Here is a 17,477-nt window from a genome sequence, read left to right as displayed (position 1 = left end):
GTGCTGTATATGAATGACTTGCTACATATTGTGATTTTAGCTGCGGGCAAAGGCACCCGCATGTATTCCAAACTTCCTAAAGTGTTACATCAAATCGGTGGGATACCATTGGTACAACACGTCATCAATACAGCTCAATCGCTACAACCTGCATCTATACAAGTAGTCATTGGTCATGGCAAAGAATTGGTACAAGACCAAATCCAGAGCCCTGTGACTTGGGTTATCCAAGACCAACAATTGGGTACAGGTCATGCGGTGAAATGCGCTTTGCCTCATTTGCCAAAAGATGGCAAAACTTTGATTTTATATGGTGATGTCCCTTTGACCGACGCTGCCACTTTGGAACAATTACTGGCTTTGGCAGGTGATGAAGTCGGTTTGTTGACCGATGTTTTAGAGCAGCCGCAAGGCTATGGTCGCATCATTCGCAATGAGCAAGGTATTTGTGCCATTGTCGAGGAAAAAGATGCCGATGCCAACCAAAAACAAATTCAAGAAATCAATACTGGTATTTTGGTTTTGCCCAATGCCAAATTGGAAAAATGGCTCAACACCTTACAAAACAGCAATGCCCAAGGCGAATATTATTTGACCGATGTGATTGCACTGGCAGTGCAAGACGGTGTCACCGTACATGGCATGACTGTGCGTGCAAGCCATTTGGCTGCAGGCATCAACAACAAATTGCAATTGGCTGAAATCGAACGCATTTACCAAGCAGAACAAGCGAAAGCTTTGATGACCGCGGGCATCACGTTGCGCGATCCTAATCGTTTTGATTTGCGTGGCACTTTGCAACATGGTTTAGACTGCATCATTGATGTCAATGTCGTTATCGAAGGCGATTGCGTCTTAGGCGATGATGTTCACATTGGTGCCAACTGCGTTTTGAACAATGCTACCATTGGTTCAGGCTGCCAAATCGCACCATTTAGCCATTTAAGCGATTGCGTTGTCGGCACAGATGCTCGCATTGGCCCATTTGCACGCTTGCGCCCTAATGCACAATTAGGCAACGATGTTCACATTGGCAATTTTGTCGAAGTGAAAAACAGCCAAATTGGCAACGGCTCTAAAGTCAACCATTTAAGTTATATTGGCGATGCCCAAATTGGCACCCAATCTAACATCGGTGCAGGTACAATTACTTGCAATTACGATGGTGTGAACAAATTCAAAACCACCATCGGTGACCATGTTCGTATCGGTTCAGGTTCGATGTTGGTGGCACCTGTCACCATCCACAACTTAGTGACCACAGGCGCAGGCAGCGTGATTACCAAAGATTGCCCAGAAAACCATTTGAGCATCGGTCGTGCACGCCAAACCAATATTGCCAATTGGAAGCGTCCTGAAAAACAAAACAAATAACCCCATCTTACTTGAATCATTCAAAAAATTTTAAGGAATACAGCTATGTGTGGCATTGTTGGCGCCATTCGCCAAGACACCAATGTGGTGGAATTTTTAGTTGATGGCTTAAAACGCCTAGAATACCGTGGTTACGACTCTTCTGGCATTGCCGTCAATACAGGCAACAGCATTGAACGTGTGCGCCGTACAGGTCGTGTGGCTTTGATGGAAGAAGCAGCACAAGAAGTCGGTTTGAATGGCTTGTTGGGTATCGGTCATACGCGCTGGGCAACCCATGGCGGCGTGACAGAACCGAATGCCCATCCTCACATCTCAGGCGGCTTGATTGCAGTGGTTCACAACGGCATCATTGAAAACTTTGAAACCGAACGTGAACGCTTGCAAGCTTTGGGTTATGAGTTCACCTCACAAACCGATACTGAAGTCATCGCCCATGCCATTCATTACGAATACACCCATGCTGCACAAGGTGATTTGTTCGCTGCGGTACAGGCCGCTTGTCAACATTTTCATGGTGCTTATGCCATTGGCGTGATTGCTACTGACAAGCAAGACCAATTGATTACAGCCCGCATGGGTTGTCCATTGTTGGTGGCTTTGGGTGAAAACGAAACCTTTATCGCCTCTGACGTATCGGCAGTGATTTCTCAAACGCGCCGCGTGGTGTTTTTAGAAGATGGCGACATTGCTAAATTATCAACCAATGGCATCGATATCTTGGTTGACAAAAACCGCCAAGTTGCCGAGCGTACTGTGCGCGTTTCGGAATTGTCTTTGGCATCATTGGAGTTGGGTCTTTACAACCACTTCATGCAAAAAGAAATCCACGAGCAGCCAAAAGCCATTGCAGATACTGCTGAAGTATTGATCAATGATGTGTTTCGTCCTGAAATTTTTGGCGAAAAAGCTGCCGAAGTGTTTGCTGAAATCGACAGCATCAAAATTTTGGCGTGCGGCACCTCCTATTACGCAGGCTTGACCGCCAAATATTGGTTAGAAAGCATCGCTAAAATTCCAACCGACATCGAAATTGCCAGTGAATACCGCTACCGTGACGTGATTGCCAATCCAAAACAATTGGTGGTGACCATTTCCCAATCAGGCGAAACTTTGGACACAATGGAAGCGTTGAAATACGCACAATCTTTGGGTCACACCCACAGTTTGTCGATTTGTAACGTGATGGAAAGCGCTTTGCCACGCGAAAGCGAATTGGTGTTTTACACGCGTGCAGGTGCTGAAATTGGCGTGGCATCGACCAAAGCCTTCACCACGCAATTGGTGGCTTTGTTTGGCTTGTCTGTAACTTTAGGCGTTTTGCGTGGTCATGTGAATGAGCAACAGCAACACGATTATGTGGAACAATTGCGCCAATTGCCGGGCGACATTCAACACGCTTTGAATTTAGAGCCACAAATCGTCACTTGGGCACAGCAATTTGCCAAAAAATCTGACGCATTGTTCTTAGGTCGTGGCATTCATTATCCTGTGGCTTTGGAAGGTGCTTTGAAACTCAAAGAAATCACTTACATCCACGCCGAAGCATATCCTGCGGGCGAATTAAAACACGGTCCGTTGGCTTTGGTAGACGAAAATATGCCTGTGGTTGTGATTGCACCGCACGACAAATTGCTCGACAAAGTCAAAGCCAATATGCAAGAAGTCAGCGCGCGTGGCGGTGAATTGTTTGTGTTTACCGATTTAGACAGCAATTTCAATGCTTCCGAAGGTGTACACGTCATTCGCACCCCACGTCATGTCGGCGTATTGTCACCGATTTTGCACACCATTCCGGTGCAATTGTTGTCATACCATACTGCTTTGGCGCGTGGTACCGACGTCGACAAGCCTCGCAATTTGGCCAAATCTGTAACTGTTGAATAATGCTTTTTGAATGTTGAATAATGCTTTTTGAATGATGAAGCGTCCTGTAAATGTTTACAGGACGCTTTTTTATTTGGCAACATGCCCTATTATTCACCAATCATTCATCTTACCAAAGCCAATATGAATGCTTTAATGAATGCCCCAAATGCGCTGTTTCAAATACGCCCATTCTTGTGGCACATCCGCACGAGTTTGTTTTTGTACTGGCATTGCTAATTCTTGCCATTGTCCATTTTGCCACTGCCCTACGACAAAATTAAACGTGTAATTCGGGTAACGTCCCATGCGCACATCACTGATGATTAACTGATTATCCTGCACCGTCGCAATTTGAAAACCTTGATTGAAACGCTGCAAACGCTGTACCGATTGCCAATGCTCGGCGGCTTTGAGTGCTACAACATCACTCTCGACTTTAACCCATGCAATGGGCTGATCAGCAGCGTCCTGTAACAAAGAATAGTCCCCACTGAGCACGCCATCAGGCGTTTGCACCACCACTTGCCATAGCAAAGTGTTCAAAGGCGTGGCACCAATCAAACGTGGTGCAGCATCCAAACGCATTTGGCTTAATTGAGCATCCACTTTTTGCCACACATACATTTGCGCCGCCAAGCTCCAAGCCAAATACAAACCACTGAGTGCCAAACTGCTGAGCAATATTTTTTGACTCACCCAAGCTTGTGGCCATAACCACGCCCACAATGCACCGAACAACAACGGCAAAGTAAACATGGGGTCAATCACAAACATATTGCCCCACATAATCGTTTGTTCACCAAACGGCCAAAAGAGCCATGTACCATAAACATTGAAACAATCTAAAATAGGATGCGTGACCAATGCCAAAAAAATCGCCCAAAACCAACGTTTAGGCGCTTCAGATGTGCGTGAGCCGACTCTGCTGCGACAAAACCACCAAATCAATATTGCGACCAATGGCAACAGCAATAAACTGTGTGAAATGCTGCGATGCACTGTCATTTTGATGACAGGATTGTCATTTAACAAATTTAATGGAATCACGTCCAAGTCAGGCAAGGTTCCCAAAGCCGCGCCTGCAGCCAATGCTGCCCGTCGATGGCGACGAGGAACGATAGCGGCAGCAATGACCGCACCTGTGAGCAATTGAGTCAATGAATCCATGTATGTGCTTTGCATTGCTTTCAGGACGCTGGTGGCTTATCCTGATTGGATTAAAAAATATTACGCCTTGAGCATAACCTACTTTGTGAAATGGGTTTTTATGAATTTACAACAAACTGCCGCTTATCTCAGCCAAACCCAAACCGAAAAACGCATACCCCCCGTTGATCAATGGCATCCCCCATTTTGTGGCAATATGGATTTAATCATCAAAGCCAACGGACAATGGTGGCACGAGGGCAGACAAATGACCCGACAAGGTTTGATTGATTTGTTTGCTTCGGTTTTATGGCGGGAAGGTGATGAGTATTTTTTAAAAACGCCCGTCGAAAAAATCGGCATCTGCGTGGAAGACGTGCCTTTGTTCATTGAAGATGTGAACTTGTTAACGCTGGCAGATGGACAATACATCGAATGCATCACTACACACCAAGACAAAATCATTTTGAATGCGGAACATGGTTTGATTTTGCGTGATTATCAAGGACAAATCCAACCGTATGTGCCGATTCGCTTTGGTTTAGAAGCCAAAATCATGCGCCATGCATTTTATCATTTGATTGACTGGTGCAATTTGTCAGAACAAGATGGACAAACCGTTTTGAGTATTCCTATGGGACAAAAGATGCAACATCTCAGCGTCGTTGGAGAATTATAAAATTTAAGATAACCATTCAATTTACAGGCCGCTTTTTACCAGCGCCCTGTAAATTTTTAGGCTACATGACCAAGCTTTAAATCATGACAATTTTAGACAAACGTAAAAAAGCCCAGCTAGAAGCTGGGCTTTTAAATTTGGCTCCCCGACCTGGGCTCGAACCAGGGACCTGCGGATTAACAGTCCGTCGCTCTACCGACTGAGCTATCAGGGAATAGAGGAGCATTATAAGGTTAGTTACAATGCTCGTCAAGCATTTTTTAACGCTTTATAGTGAATTTTTTATAAAAATTCAGACTTGGTTTCAATCAGCTGCATTTGCTCAGGCGCAATGGCTTCTGCTTCAACCACTTGCGGCAAATCCGAACGACGCAAACCAGTCACTTCTTTAGGTGTCATCGTCCAATCTTTTACCAAAGCAGCCTCTGTTTGTACCCATTGTAAGCCACCCAAATCAATTTGCGACGCGACTGCTTCGATATCTAAAACCACAGCAGTGATACTAGGCAAAACGATTTTAGCCACTTCTGCCGCTTTTTCAGCCACAGGTGCTTGCGCTACCTCAACCACAGGCGTTGCAGGTGCGACGCTCACAGTTGCCTCTGTTGGTTTTGGCTTTTCAGGACGCTGCGGTTTGGCTTTAACAACGTCAATAGGCGCCGATTTTGGCAAGCCCAACACATCAGCAGCCACATCTTGCACATGGTGCACAATCTCAGTGATATTGATTTCACCTGAATGGGCTTGTACACGCGGCGGTTCTTGACGGCGCGCAGCTTTTGGCACAATCAAACCTTCATCCACCAATACCGTATAAGCAGTACTGCGCACACGACCTGCAATTTGCTTCACATTGATGCGACGCATCACATCTTTGGCACGTACAGGACGGTCATTGCGTGGCGGACGCGCTTGACGTTGCTTGTTGTTGCCCTTAGCCAGTTGAGCTGGTTCTGCTCCAGGCTCACCATTCAAATGAATCACCAAAGGTTTTTCATTGTTACTTTGGTTTTTCGCCTCTGTCGCGCCTTGTGTCATCTCTGGATGCGGCTGCGATTTCTGGCGTTGATTGCGACGACGATTATTGCCCTGAGTACGGGTTTCCGTAGTAGCCACATCGTTGGTCTCTGGCGCAATCGGCGCTGAAGATGACTCAACCACAAGTTCTTGCATCGTTTGTGCCGACGTCTGCTCACCTTGGTGGCGACGATTTTGGCGACGTTTTTGATGTCCTTGAACTGGTTTTGGCTCTATGTCCACAGGAATATCCGCTTCAGGACGGATGGTTTCAATCTCGTCGATGTCGTCATCGCGACGAGGTTGTTGACGGCGCTGTTGGTGGCGCTTCTTTTGCGGTCGATGAGTGTGTGCAGACGACGCCGTGTTTTGTCGAGGCGTGCTTGCTGCTGCCGCAGGTTGTGGTTCTTCAGCTTTAGGGCCACTGAACAAACCTTTGAACCAAGCTACCAAATTCGCCCAGAAACCACCTTTTTTAGGTTCTTCAGTCTTAGACTTACTCTCCGGTGCAGGCTCGTCATGGCGAACACCTTTCACCGCTGGTTCTGGTTTTTGGATCTTGGCTTTTTGTGCTGTGCTTAAAATTGGTGCAGGTTCTGGCTCTGCGTCCACTTTGCGATAACTTGGTACTTCGTCTTCAATCGCATCGTCAATGCGGATGCGTTCGATTTTGTAATTAGGCGTTTGCAATTGGGTGCTCGGAATCATCACCACATTCACATCCAAACGCTCTTCAATACCAAACAATTCCGAACGCTTTTCATTCAATAAGAAAGTCGCCACATCCACAGGCACTTGTGCATGCACAGCCCCTGTGTTGTCTTTCATCGCTTCTTCTTGAATGATGCGCAAAATGTGCAGTGCAGAAGATTCCACACCACGAATCACACCCGTGCCACCACAGCGTGGACACGCGGCATGTGTAGATTCACCTAATGAAGGTTGTAAACGCTGACGTGACAACTCCAACAAACCAAATTTAGACAACTTGCCCATTTGTACACGGGCACGGTCTAAGCGCAAAGCATCGCGCAAAGTCGCTTCTACATCGCGTTGGTTTTTCGGGTTTTCCATGTCGATGAAGTCGATCACCACCAAACCACCAATGTCACGCAAACGCAATTGACGGGCAATTTCTTCTGCCGCTTCTCGGTTGGTTTTGAATGCCGTGTCTTCAATGTCTGCACCCTTGGTTGAGCGCGCAGAATTGACGTCGACTGAAACCAAAGCTTCAGTATGGTCAATCACAATCGCACCACCTGAAGGCAAACGTACTTCACGCGAGAAAGCCGTTTCAATTTGGTGTTCAATTTGGAAACGGCTAAACAAAGGAATGCTGTCTTCGTAGCGTTTGACGCGATGCAAATTATTCGGCATCACATAAGACATAAATTGAGACACTTCTTCATGCACTTCGGCAGTGTCTACCAACACTTCACCAATGTCACCTTTGAAATAATCTCGAATGGCACGAATGACCAGCGAGCTTTCCAAGTACAACAAATACGGGTCGTGGTGTTCTTCACCGGCTTGGGCAATCAATTCCCACAAGCGCAATAAATAGTTTAAATCCCATTGCAATTCTTCGGTGCTGCGACCAATACCTGCGGTACGCGCAATCAAGCTCATGCCTTGAGGAATGTCTAAGTCTGCCATCGCTGCTTTGAGTTCTTGACGCTCATCCCCTTCAATGCGACGAGAAACACCGCCACCACGAGGATTGTTAGGCATCAACACCAAATAACGACCTGCCAAGCTGATGAATGTGGTTAAAGCAGCACCTTTGTTGCCACGCTCGTCTTTTTCCACTTGCACAATGACTTCTTGACCCTCGGTCAAAACATCTTGAATGCGAGCACGACCACCTTCATAACCTTTGAAATACGAACGGGAAACTTCTTTGAAGGGTAAAAAACCGTGGCGGTCAGTACCATAATCAATGAAACAAGCCTCTAAAGATGGCTCGATGCGGGTGATGATACCCTTGTAGATATTGCCTTTGCGTTGCTCTTTACCGAGAGTCTCGATTTCCAAGTCAACCAGATTTTGACCGTCGACAATAGCAACCCTTAGCTCTTCGGCTTGAGTTGCATTGAATAACATTCTTTTCATAAGAAAAACCTCGTTTTATGCACTCACGAGGCACACGCAATCAGTATTTGACAATGGCTTTTAGCGCCATACCTGAAGAAGTTCCACCTATAAAGATCAATGCGCAATGCGCTAAAGTGTCAGTTGACATAAAAGCGAAGATCTACGACCGCTTTGTGAATCTAACTGGTTACCGTCTTCTTATTTGCTTAAGCTTGTTGATTCCTCACATCTGCGCGACGCGTCTTACGAGCAGAAAAAACAAATACTTAAGGGGTCAAACTTAATTACTTAAATCACATCTACTGGTTACAGATGCGACAGAGGCTGATTCGAGTGCATTGATTGTTGTTTATATTTAAATACGTTAACATCAATGTTTCGCCACGCATTAACAACATGCCTGACGAATGGTAATTTCGCCTTTTGAAGACACATGACTATCATGCCCTCAAAATACACAGCCGTTTGTGATTTTGATTTTGTTTTAAAAAGGTCTATCACGAACAAGCTGAAAGATTATAAGCAAGATGGTTTCAATAAGCAAAGACTTAGTTAATTTTTTAACCATAGGTGACGAGGACGCCGGTCAGCGCTTGGACAATTTTTTAATTAAAATTCTCAAAGGCGTCCCTAAAAGCCACATCCAACGCATCATTCGTGCTGGTGAAGTACGGGTGAATAAAAAACGTGCTCAAGCCACTACCCGTTTGGTCGATAGCGATGTCGTTCGCATCCCTCCTGTGCGCATCGCCGTGAAAAATGACACATCAAATCAAAAATCTATACCCGCCAAAGAGTTTGAAATTGTGTATGAAGATGACTGGTTATTGGTCATCAACAAACCTTCAGGCGTGGCTGTACATGGTGGCAGTGGCGTGAATTTTGGTGTGATTGAGCAAATGCGCCAAGCCCGTCCTGAAGCACGCTATTTGGAATTGGTACACCGTCTGGACAAAGACACATCTGGTTTGCTGATGATTGCCAAGAAACGCTCTTGTCTGGTGAAATTACACGAATTGTTGCGTGACCATCACCCTTACAAAAGCTATATCGCTTTGGGGATGGGCTTATGGCCAGACAAAATTCGCCATGTCAAAGAACCTTTGTTCAAATACACAGGTGCACAAGGCGAGAAAATGGTGCGCGTGTCTGCCGATGGTCAATTTGCACATACTGTCTTCGATGTTTTAAAAACATTTGCCTTGCCTCAAAACATGGGTCAAGCCTCGTTAATGCGTGCGGTATTGAAAACAGGGCGCACCCACCAAATTCGCGTACACATGCAATCTCAAGGCTGCCCAATTGCGGCAGATGAACGCTATGGCGATTATGATGCCAATCGTCAATTGCAAAAATTGGGTTTAAAACGGATGTTTTTACATGCACATCAATTGAAATTTACCCATCCAATGACCGATGAGCCTTTGCATTTATTGGCACCTTTACCCAAACCTTTGAAACAGTTTTTGGAAACTTTGAGCAATGAACAAACCGTATCAAGCCTTAATCTTTGATTGGGATGGCACTTTAGCAGACTCCACTTCGACAATCGTCCAAGCCGTTCAGGCCGCTTTTCAAGACAATGATTTGCCGCCACCATCGAATGAAGCCGCCCAACACATCATTGGCTTGGCATTGCCCAAAGCCATGGCATATTTGGCACCGACAGCCAGCGAACTGCAATTGCAAAACTTGGCCGAAGCTTACAAACGCCGCTTTTTACATCCTGACAACACGATGCGTTTGTTTGAAGACGCCAAAGCCTTATTGCCCAGCTTGCGCCAAGACTATTGGCTCACCGTAGCCACAGGCAAAAGCCGCCGTGGTTTAGACCGAGCACTACAAGAAGTCGGCTTGAATCAAGGCTTTTTCTTAGCCACTCGCACCGTAGACGAATGTGCTTCCAAACCATCACCCGACATGATTTTAAGCTTGTGTGATGAATTGGGTTTAGAACCCAAAGATTGTTTGATGATAGGCGATACGACCCATGATTTATGGATGGCACACAATGCAGGCTGCGATGCCGTAGCCGTTTTGTGTGGCGCACATACACGTGAAACCTTACTCAGCGCACCACACGTTGCCATGGTGGATGATTTCCAAGGCTTTGTGAACTGGCTACAAAGCGGCCTGAAAGTTGAAACAGTATGAAAATTCGATTGCCCAATGGCGAACTCAAAGAGGTTGGCTCCGAGCAGCAAGGTTCTTGGGAACAACGCACTTTAGAAAAATTATTACTTGAAACTTACAAACAAAACCGCCGCGCCAGCTTGTGGAAATGGGTGGGGCGCGCGGTTTGGTTGGTGTTGTTCTTGATATTGATTAGCGTGATGGCTGGCGGCAATAAAAATGTTGGTGCCATCGCTAAAAAACACACTGCCGTCATCGACCTTGATGGCGTGATAGACAGTAACAACGACACTGCCACCAAAATCATCGAAGGCATGGAAGCGGCTTATAAATCGCCCAATGTTAAAGGCATTATCTTGCGTGCCAACAGCCCCGGTGGTTCACCAGTCATTTCCAAAGTCGCTTTCGATGAAATTCGCCGCTTGAAAGCTGCCAATAAAAACATTCCCGTTGTCGTGGTGATGGAGGATGTGTGCGCATCGGGCTGTTATTACATCGCCAGCGCCGCTGACAAAATTTACGCCAATCCATCCAGTTTGGTCGGCAGCATAGGCGTGATTTCAGGTGGTTTTGGCTTTACAGGCTTGATGGAAAAATTGGGCGTAGAGCGTCGCTTGAAAACAGCAGGCGAAAACAAAGGCATGGGTGACCCATTCACGCCTGAAAGCCCAGAACAAAATCAAATTTGGCAAGACATGTTGACCGACATCCACCAACAATTTGTGGCGGCAGTCAAAGAAGGTCGTGGCAACAAAATCAAAGATGCCGAAAACCCTGATGTTTTCAGTGGACGCGTGTACACGGGCGAACAAGGCAAAACAGTGGGTTTGGTCGATGAGTTTGGCAGCATTTACACCGTTTCACGCGATGTTTTCAAAGCACCTGACATGGTCAATTACACGCCTAAAGACAGTTTTTCCAACTCATTAGGTCGTCAATTTGGTGTGCAATTGAAATCAGCCACCGATGCTTATTTGCAACCTTCTTGGTAAAGTTGTTATGCTTATCAAATAAAACAAACGTTCTGTAAGGTTTACAGGACGCTTGTTTATCTATAAAAAAATCAATACATGCACAAAGGAGCAACATGATTAAAGGCTTGTTGGCGATTTCTGCTGCCTTGGCAGTCGGAGAAGCCATTGTTTATCTGACCCAATGGCCATTGCCTGCCAGTGTTTTGGGATTGATTGCCTTGTTTTTGGCTTTGCAATGGAATTGGGTCAAAATAGAAGAATTGACGACGATTACCGACTTTTTAATGCAACATTTGGCTTTGTTTTTGATTCCGCCTTGCGTGGCATTGATTACCCATTTGGACTTGATTCAACAAGATTTTTTTGCACTTTTGGGCGCCAGCGTATTGAGCTCGGTTTTGCTGATTTGGGTGGTCGGTTGGATAGAACAATTGTTGGCACCTAAGGAGCGTTCATGAGCTTCTTAACCCAACCTTTGTGGATGTTGTTCACGATTTTAGCGGTGTACCAATTTGCGTTGTGGTTGCGCAAAACTTCAGGCAGCGTGTGGCTGCCGCCGATTTTGACTTGTACGGTGGTGTTGATTGCCTATTTGAAATTGCTCAACATTGATTACAGCCATTTTCAAGCAGGTGCCGACATGGTGGCGTTTTGGCTCAAGCCTGCGGTAGTGGTTTTGGCAGTACCTTTGTATCAAAGACGCGACAAAATCATCAAATTGTGGCTGCCGATTACGGTTTCACAATTCATCGGTGCGATGGTTGGCTTGGTTTCAGGTGTTTGGCTGGCGAAAATATTTGGCGCATCGGACATTGTGGCACTGTCTTTGGCAGCCAAATCAGTGACCAATCCCATTGCCTTGGAAATCACCCAAAGCTTGAGCGCCATTCCTGCCATTACTGCGGTTGGTGTCATTTTTGCAGGTTTGGTTGGACAAATTATTGGCTTTAAATTGCTGGAAATTGCACGCATTCGCCGCATCAGCGCACAAGGCTTGGCATTGGGTTCGGCTTCACATGCACTGGGCATCAATGCCGCATGGCAAAAAGGTCCTGAATACGCTGCTTACGCCACCTTGGGCTTGATTTTCAATGGCATTTTGAGCGCTGCAATTGCGCCTTATTTGATTCCATGGTTATTTGGCTGATATTAAAATACCGCCTGATTAAGGCGGTTTTTTAATACTGTCATGAATTAAGGTTTGCGCTTAGGTGCATTCGAGTCGGGCTGCAAAGGCGCATGATCAATGATGACGTCTTTGGCAGAATCAGCATGTTTGCGCTGCAAACTTTTTTTGGCCATTTTTTTGGCAATCAAACTCACACCCACGCCAGCAACAGCCCCATAAATCGAACGCCGACCTAAAAATTTGGCCACTGCAATCCCTGTTGTCGCGGCAGTCGCCAAAGCCGCCGCTTTGGATTCGGGATTGCGACCGACCGCACGCAGTAACATCGCCAATTTGCTCATTTGCCCACTCCTCACACAAAAATAAATTTGCTTATACTCAATAGAATATGAGAGGTGACAAAGATATTTCAAGTTCCATGACGCAATTTTACACCACCACTCTCGCTTCAGGACGCACCTGACTCATATCCCAATACAACGTTGCCCATTGCAACAATTGTTCACACGACATCTGGCTTTCAGGACGCTTAGGCAGTCCTAAAATATCCAAGACTTGATTCATCAAAACTTCTTTATTTTGCTGATTCAAAGCAGGTGCCAAAGTTTGCTTAGACCACTTTTCTCCCTCTGCATTGGTGAGCAAAGGCAGATGGGCATAATGCGGCTGAGGCAAGCCTAATAATTGCTGCAAATACAATTGACGAGGCGTAGACACCAACAAATCTTGCCCACGCACCACATGCGTCATGCCTTGTTCTGCATCATCCATGACCACCGCCAATTGATACGCCCACCAACCATCGGCACGTTTCAACACAAAATCGCCCACTTGCTGCGCCAAATTCTGTTCATAATGCCCCACAATCGCATCATCAAACCCAAACACCGCATCAGGCACACGCACCCGCCACGCAGCTTGTTTGTCCACCTTGACCTTGCGCAAACTCGCATCTTCACAACGCCGCGGATACACCCAGCCATCCACGCCCATCACAGGTTCAGCCGCCGCAATGTCTTTGCGACTGCAAAAACAAGGATAAATCACATCTTGCTGTTGTAATTGCTCCAATGCCGCTTGGTACACCTCATCACGTCGGCTTTGGTACATCACCTCGCCATCCCACATGAGTGAAAACGCTTCTAAGGTGCGCAAAATATCGTCCGCAGCGCCTGCCATTTCACGCGGTGGGTCCAAATCCTCCATGCGCACCAACCAAGTGCCTTGGTGAAAACGGGCATCTAGAAACGATGCCACCGCAGTTAACAATGAACCAATGTGCAAGCGTCCTGTAGGACTGGGTGCAAATCTGCCTATGTATGGTTTTGAGTCTGTTATAATCATGTCTTTAATGTAGTGCTGATAACTTGCAATGAATGCTGATTTTTCCCGCCCCGTATTGGCAATAGACACTTCTACTTCGTACCTATCTTTGGCCATTTTTTCACAAGGTCAAACATGGTCACACCATGAAGAAGTCGGTACCAAACAATCTGCCTTGATTTTACCCGCTTTAGACGCTTTGTTAAAACAAGCATCCTTAAGTCGCCAAGACTTAGGTTGCATCGTGTATGCACAAGGTCCTGGTGCTTTCACGGGCTTGCGTATTGGTTTGGGCGTAGCGCAAGGTTTGGCTTTGGCACAAAATTTGCCTTTAATCGGCATCGACTGTTTGGAAGCCATCGCTTCATTGGCAACCAACGAAGCGTATGTATTGGCTGCCAGCGATGCGCGCATGGGCGAAGTATTTTATGCTTGGTTCAATACGCAAAACTTGACGCGTTTAAGCGAAGACATGGTCGGTAAAGCCCAAGACATTGCCTTGCCTGAAGGCATCACGACCGCCACAGGCATCGGCAATGCTTATAATGTGTATGCCGAACAATTGCCTGTTACAGGACGCTCAGACATGCCAACGGCAGTTGATTATTTGAATTTGGCTTTGAGCGGTCGTTTTGAAGCCACCGACGCCAGCGCCGTGCATTTGCGTTATGTGCGCAACAAAGTCGCCTTAACCGCCATCGAACAAGCTGCTCGCAAAACATGTTGATGCGCCCTGCAAACGGTGATGATTTGCCACAATTGGCGGCATTAGAAGCGGCCTGTAACCCACATCCATGGACGCTCAAGCAATTGCAACAAAGCTTAGCGCAAGACAGTATCGATGTCATAGAACACGATGGTCACATTGTCGCTATGCTAGTGAGCAAAAGTTTGTTTGCAGAAGCGGAAATTTATTTAATCAATACCGCTGTCACTTTTCGCCGCCAAGGTTTGGCCAAGCAATTGATTGCCTATTTGCAGCAACACAACCAACGCATTTTCTTGGAAGTGCGCGCCAGCAATCGCACCGCTCAATGCGCTTATGCCTCTTTAGGCTTTCAACAAATTGCCATTCGCCGCGCATATTATGTTTGTGACGAAGGGCGTGAAGATGCTTTGATTTTGGAGTGGTCATGTTAAGTGGGCAACACATACATTTGCACCAAGCATTGGGTTTAGGTCCAATGTGGCTCAGTCATGAGGCTTATGTTTGCGATGCGCCTGAGCATGCGATGACTGTTGTGTCTACTGCTGCACCTGTGTTAGCAATCGAGACCACTTCGGTGTTACAGGACGCTTTACAGCAGCGTCCTACTCCCAAAGCTGCCCAAGCCATTCCCATCCAAACACCTGCACCCACACCTGCACCGCAAACCAAGCCTGTGCCAGCGGAAGCCGTACAACGCAAAGTCACGCAACGTGCTGCCAATTTATTGGCCATCATTGCCCAAGCGCAGCATCAAAATCCCAAAACCACCACCACAGCCGCAAAAACTCCAACGACCAGCACCAAAGCCGATTACAGCCAAGACACATTGACCAGCTTGACACACAAAATTCGCCATTGCCAATTGTGTGATTTGTCTGCCAATCGGCGCCAAGCGTTGGTTGCGCACGAAATCAGCGATTGTCGCTTGATTGTGGTCTTGCCGCAGCCGTCTTTGGAAGATGACATCCATGGGCATTTGCTCAGTGGTGAGATTATGGAAATGTGGCAAAAATTGATTAAAGCCATCGGTCTGACATCGCAGCAAGTGTATGTGACCAGTGCCATCAAATGCTCACCGAATTTAGAATTGGTCGCCAAGCAACACCATGCTGCGCAATGTCGCTCGTATTTAGAACGTGAGTTGCAATTGTTGCCTAAAGTACCTGTATTGTTATTGGCTGAAAACCAAGAACGCTTGTGGCAACGTTTGCAAGAATGGTGCGGTAGCGAACGCTTGTTCCGCATTCCCCACCCTTCTAAAATGCAGCGCAATCCTGCCATCAAACGCAGCGCGTGGGAAACTTTGCAAAAACTGCAACCACACTTATAAAATGATTTAACAGACATCAAAAAAGCCGCTGAATCAGCGGCTTTGACTTTGACTTATTTGACGATTTTCAAGAAACTGCTTGCAGGTTTTTCTGTATCCTCATGTGGTGCATCTGTGACTTCTGCATGTTCTGATTTGGACAACAATGCCATTTCAGGCGTGGTCTCTTCTGTGGGCTGTTGTGCCTCTTCAGGCTCATATGCTTCCACATCAAAACCCATGCCCGCATTGTTTTCGCGTGCAAAAATGCCCAAAACATGTCCAACAGGAATCCAAATGTCTTCTGCTTTACCACCAAAACGTGCTTCAAAATGAATCCACTCATTGTCTATCAACAAGCCTTTGCAGGCACTTGGACTGATATTCAAAATAATTTGCTCATCTTGCACAAATTGGCGCGGCACTTGGGTGTAATGGTTCACCCAAACCGCAATGTGTGGCGTAAAACCATTGTCCACACACCAATCATACAAAGCACGTACCAAATAAGGTTTGGTTGAAGTCGTCATGATGTTTCCTTAACGGCGCATCGCTTTTTCAGCTGGCGTCAATGCTTCAATAAAGGCATCACGCTGGAACAAACGCTCTGCATATTTGAGTAAAGGCGCTGCCGATTTACCCAATTTGATACCGTAATGATCCAAACGCCACAACAATGGTGCCAAAGACACATCAATCATCGAAAACTCTTCGCCCAAAACGTATTTTTGTTTGGCAAACACAGGCGCAATCAAAGTCAAACCTTCAGTCAACGCATCACGCGCGCGTTCTTGCTCTTTTTTGGTACTGGCTGCATTTTCCAACACTTGTACATGGCTGAACAATTCACGTTCCAAACGGTATAAGAACAAACGACCACGCGCACGCTGAATCGGATCGGCTGGCATCAATTGAGGGTGTGGGAAACGCTCATCAATGTATTCATTGATGATGTTAGACTCATGCAAAACCAAATCACGCTCTACCAAAACAGGTACTTGGTTGTAAGGATTCATCAAAGCCAAATCTTCTGGCTTATTGAAAATGTCCACGTCTTTGATTTCAAAGTCCATGCCTTTTTCAAACAACACGATGCGACAACGTTGGCTAAATGGGCAAGTAATACCTGAATATAAAATCATCATAATAAAGAGCACTCCTACTAAAAAAGTTAATCTTTTGTATTATAAGAAATTTTTATCAAAAAAGCCAGTTTAAGAGTTTAAGCCATTGAATCCAATCAAGATATACTTCGGAGCAAGCTGTTTAAAAAAACTTCTTTATCGCTGTTTTGCGCTGCGGTCTTCGTCAACCAAAAATTTTTTAAAGATTCAAACAATTCAATAGGATAATCTTTTTGCCCACACACCCACTTTTCATACAAATTGAAAAAACACACATTCAAATATGCACCGTCATGGTGTTTGGCAAAAGGCTGACGAGGTAATTGCGATGGTTTAAGCGTCCTGTAAGCTGCAAAATATGCCTCATACTTGTCCCAAGCCCGAATCTGAAAGCCTCGCGCTTGCATTTGCGCAACCACCATCAAACTGTATGCATACAAATCCTCTTTCGGATATTCGTAAACATAATTGATTAACACATGTTGGTCTTCTTTGGCATAAATGCTGTTTAACTCACGCCATTGTGCTAAAAGCTGGCTGCGCGGTAAATACGGCAGCAAATCATGGTGCCACAAACGCATGTTGATTCCTTTTTTT

The 17,477-nt window shown here is 46.0% G+C and carries 18 protein-coding genes and 1 tRNA gene; 11 read left to right on the top strand and 8 right to left on the bottom strand.

Annotated features, from left to right (window positions below; translation table 11 throughout):
- Nucleotides 1–9: 9 nt before the first annotated feature.
- On the top strand, nucleotides 10–1,374 hold the full coding sequence (glmU, locus tag ADP71_RS00255; RefSeq protein WP_104931228.1) for a bifunctional UDP-N-acetylglucosamine diphosphorylase/glucosamine-1-phosphate N-acetyltransferase GlmU: 1,365 nt from the start codon (nucleotides 10–12) through the stop codon (nucleotides 1,372–1,374).
- A 45-nt stretch (nucleotides 1,375–1,419) separates the two neighbouring features.
- A complete protein-coding gene (glmS, locus tag ADP71_RS00250) occupies nucleotides 1,420–3,261 on the top strand; it encodes a glutamine--fructose-6-phosphate transaminase (isomerizing) (RefSeq protein WP_019958231.1) in 1,842 nt (613 codons plus the stop codon).
- Between the two features lie 132 nt (nucleotides 3,262–3,393).
- On the opposite strand, the gene ADP71_RS00245 is transcribed toward glmS, so the two are convergent.
- Nucleotides 3,394–4,410, bottom strand: a complete 1,017-nt coding sequence (locus tag ADP71_RS00245) for a metal-dependent hydrolase (RefSeq protein WP_019958230.1) — start codon at nucleotides 4,408–4,410, stop codon at nucleotides 3,394–3,396.
- A 100-nt stretch (nucleotides 4,411–4,510) separates the two neighbouring features.
- On the opposite strand from ADP71_RS00245, the gene ADP71_RS00240 reads away from it, so the two are divergent.
- Nucleotides 4,511–5,068 carry a DUF1285 domain-containing protein gene (locus tag ADP71_RS00240; RefSeq protein ID WP_051083009.1) on the top strand — a complete coding sequence of 186 codons (558 nt, stop codon included), beginning with the start codon at nucleotides 4,511–4,513 and terminating at the stop codon, nucleotides 5,066–5,068.
- Between the two features lie 138 nt (nucleotides 5,069–5,206).
- Here the strand turns inward: ADP71_RS00240 and ADP71_RS00235 are convergent.
- Nucleotides 5,207–5,282, bottom strand: a tRNA-Asn gene (locus tag ADP71_RS00235).
- A 68-nt stretch (nucleotides 5,283–5,350) separates the two neighbouring features.
- Nucleotides 5,351–8,197: an Rne/Rng family ribonuclease gene (locus ADP71_RS00230; RefSeq protein WP_158667031.1), complete on the bottom strand. Its 2,847-nt coding sequence runs from the start codon at nucleotides 8,195–8,197 to the stop codon at nucleotides 5,351–5,353.
- A gap of 509 nt (nucleotides 8,198–8,706) precedes the next feature.
- On the opposite strand from ADP71_RS00230, the gene ADP71_RS00225 reads away from it, so the two are divergent.
- The 5 genes from ADP71_RS00225 to ADP71_RS00205 all read left to right on the top strand — a co-directional run bounded on the left by ADP71_RS00225 (nucleotide 8,707) and on the right by ADP71_RS00205 (nucleotide 12,433).
- The gene (locus tag ADP71_RS00225) at nucleotides 8,707–9,693 is read left to right on the top strand and encodes an RluA family pseudouridine synthase (protein ID WP_171460797.1); all 987 of its coding nucleotides are present in this window, start codon (nucleotides 8,707–8,709) and stop codon (nucleotides 9,691–9,693) included.
- Nucleotides 9,662–10,333: an HAD-IA family hydrolase gene (locus ADP71_RS00220; RefSeq protein ID WP_019958226.1), complete on the top strand. Its 672-nt coding sequence runs from the start codon at nucleotides 9,662–9,664 to the stop codon at nucleotides 10,331–10,333. Before ADP71_RS00225 ends, ADP71_RS00220 begins: the two co-directional genes overlap by 32 nt.
- A complete protein-coding gene (gene sppA, locus ADP71_RS00215; protein WP_019958225.1) occupies nucleotides 10,330–11,304 on the top strand; it encodes a signal peptide peptidase SppA in 975 nt (324 codons plus the stop codon). The genes ADP71_RS00220 and sppA overlap by 4 nt, the downstream gene beginning before the upstream one ends.
- Nucleotides 11,305–11,399: 95 nt before the next feature.
- Nucleotides 11,400–11,744 carry a CidA/LrgA family protein gene (locus tag ADP71_RS00210; RefSeq protein WP_104931224.1) on the top strand — a complete coding sequence of 115 codons (345 nt, stop codon included), beginning with the start codon at nucleotides 11,400–11,402 and terminating at the stop codon, nucleotides 11,742–11,744.
- A complete protein-coding gene (locus ADP71_RS00205; RefSeq protein ID WP_104931223.1) occupies nucleotides 11,741–12,433 on the top strand; it encodes an LrgB family protein in 693 nt (230 codons plus the stop codon). Before ADP71_RS00210 ends, ADP71_RS00205 begins: the two co-directional genes overlap by 4 nt.
- Nucleotides 12,434–12,480: 47 nt before the next feature.
- On the opposite strand, the gene ADP71_RS00200 is transcribed toward ADP71_RS00205, so the two are convergent.
- Entirely contained in the window at nucleotides 12,481–12,756 is a 276-nt protein-coding gene (locus ADP71_RS00200) for a hypothetical protein (protein WP_171460796.1), read from the bottom strand.
- An 88-nt stretch (nucleotides 12,757–12,844) separates the two neighbouring features.
- Nucleotides 12,845–13,759 carry a tRNA glutamyl-Q(34) synthetase GluQRS gene (gluQRS, locus tag ADP71_RS00195; RefSeq protein WP_104931221.1) on the bottom strand — a complete coding sequence of 305 codons (915 nt, stop codon included), beginning with the start codon at nucleotides 13,757–13,759 and terminating at the stop codon, nucleotides 12,845–12,847.
- Between the two features lie 28 nt (nucleotides 13,760–13,787).
- Here gluQRS and tsaB point away from each other — a divergent pair, with 28 nt between their 5' ends.
- From tsaB to ADP71_RS00180, 3 genes are read left to right on the top strand one after another with little or no spacing between them, the layout of a single operon-like run.
- Nucleotides 13,788–14,465 carry a tRNA (adenosine(37)-N6)-threonylcarbamoyltransferase complex dimerization subunit type 1 TsaB gene (tsaB, locus tag ADP71_RS00190; protein WP_104931220.1) on the top strand — a complete coding sequence of 226 codons (678 nt, stop codon included), beginning with the start codon at nucleotides 13,788–13,790 and terminating at the stop codon, nucleotides 14,463–14,465.
- Entirely contained in the window at nucleotides 14,459–14,878 is a 420-nt protein-coding gene (locus tag ADP71_RS00185; RefSeq protein WP_019958219.1) for a GNAT family N-acetyltransferase, read from the top strand. The genes tsaB and ADP71_RS00185 overlap by 7 nt, the downstream gene beginning before the upstream one ends.
- Nucleotides 14,872–15,777 carry a uracil-DNA glycosylase family protein gene (locus ADP71_RS00180; RefSeq protein ID WP_019958218.1) on the top strand — a complete coding sequence of 302 codons (906 nt, stop codon included), beginning with the start codon at nucleotides 14,872–14,874 and terminating at the stop codon, nucleotides 15,775–15,777. Before ADP71_RS00185 ends, ADP71_RS00180 begins: the two co-directional genes overlap by 7 nt.
- Before the next feature lie 53 nt (nucleotides 15,778–15,830).
- Here ADP71_RS00180 and ADP71_RS00175 read toward each other — a convergent pair whose 3' ends face one another.
- The 3 genes from ADP71_RS00175 to ADP71_RS00165 all read right to left on the bottom strand — a co-directional run bounded on the left by ADP71_RS00175 (nucleotide 15,831) and on the right by ADP71_RS00165 (nucleotide 17,461).
- A complete protein-coding gene (locus tag ADP71_RS00175; protein ID WP_019958217.1) occupies nucleotides 15,831–16,286 on the bottom strand; it encodes a ClpXP protease specificity-enhancing factor in 456 nt (151 codons plus the stop codon).
- Between the two features lie 9 nt (nucleotides 16,287–16,295).
- On the bottom strand, nucleotides 16,296–16,901 hold the full coding sequence (locus ADP71_RS00170; protein WP_019958216.1) for a glutathione S-transferase N-terminal domain-containing protein: 606 nt from the start codon (nucleotides 16,899–16,901) through the stop codon (nucleotides 16,296–16,298).
- 95 nt (nucleotides 16,902–16,996) lie between these two features.
- A complete protein-coding gene (locus ADP71_RS00165) occupies nucleotides 16,997–17,461 on the bottom strand; it encodes a pyrimidine dimer DNA glycosylase/endonuclease V (RefSeq protein WP_104931219.1) in 465 nt (154 codons plus the stop codon).
- Between the last annotated feature and the right edge of the window lie 16 nt (nucleotides 17,462–17,477).

Source organism: Vitreoscilla sp. C1 (genome assembly GCF_002951955.2).
Lineage (GTDB): Bacteria > Pseudomonadota > Gammaproteobacteria > Burkholderiales > Neisseriaceae > Vitreoscilla > Vitreoscilla stercoraria.
This window is presented reverse-complemented; position numbering and strand designations above follow the sequence as displayed.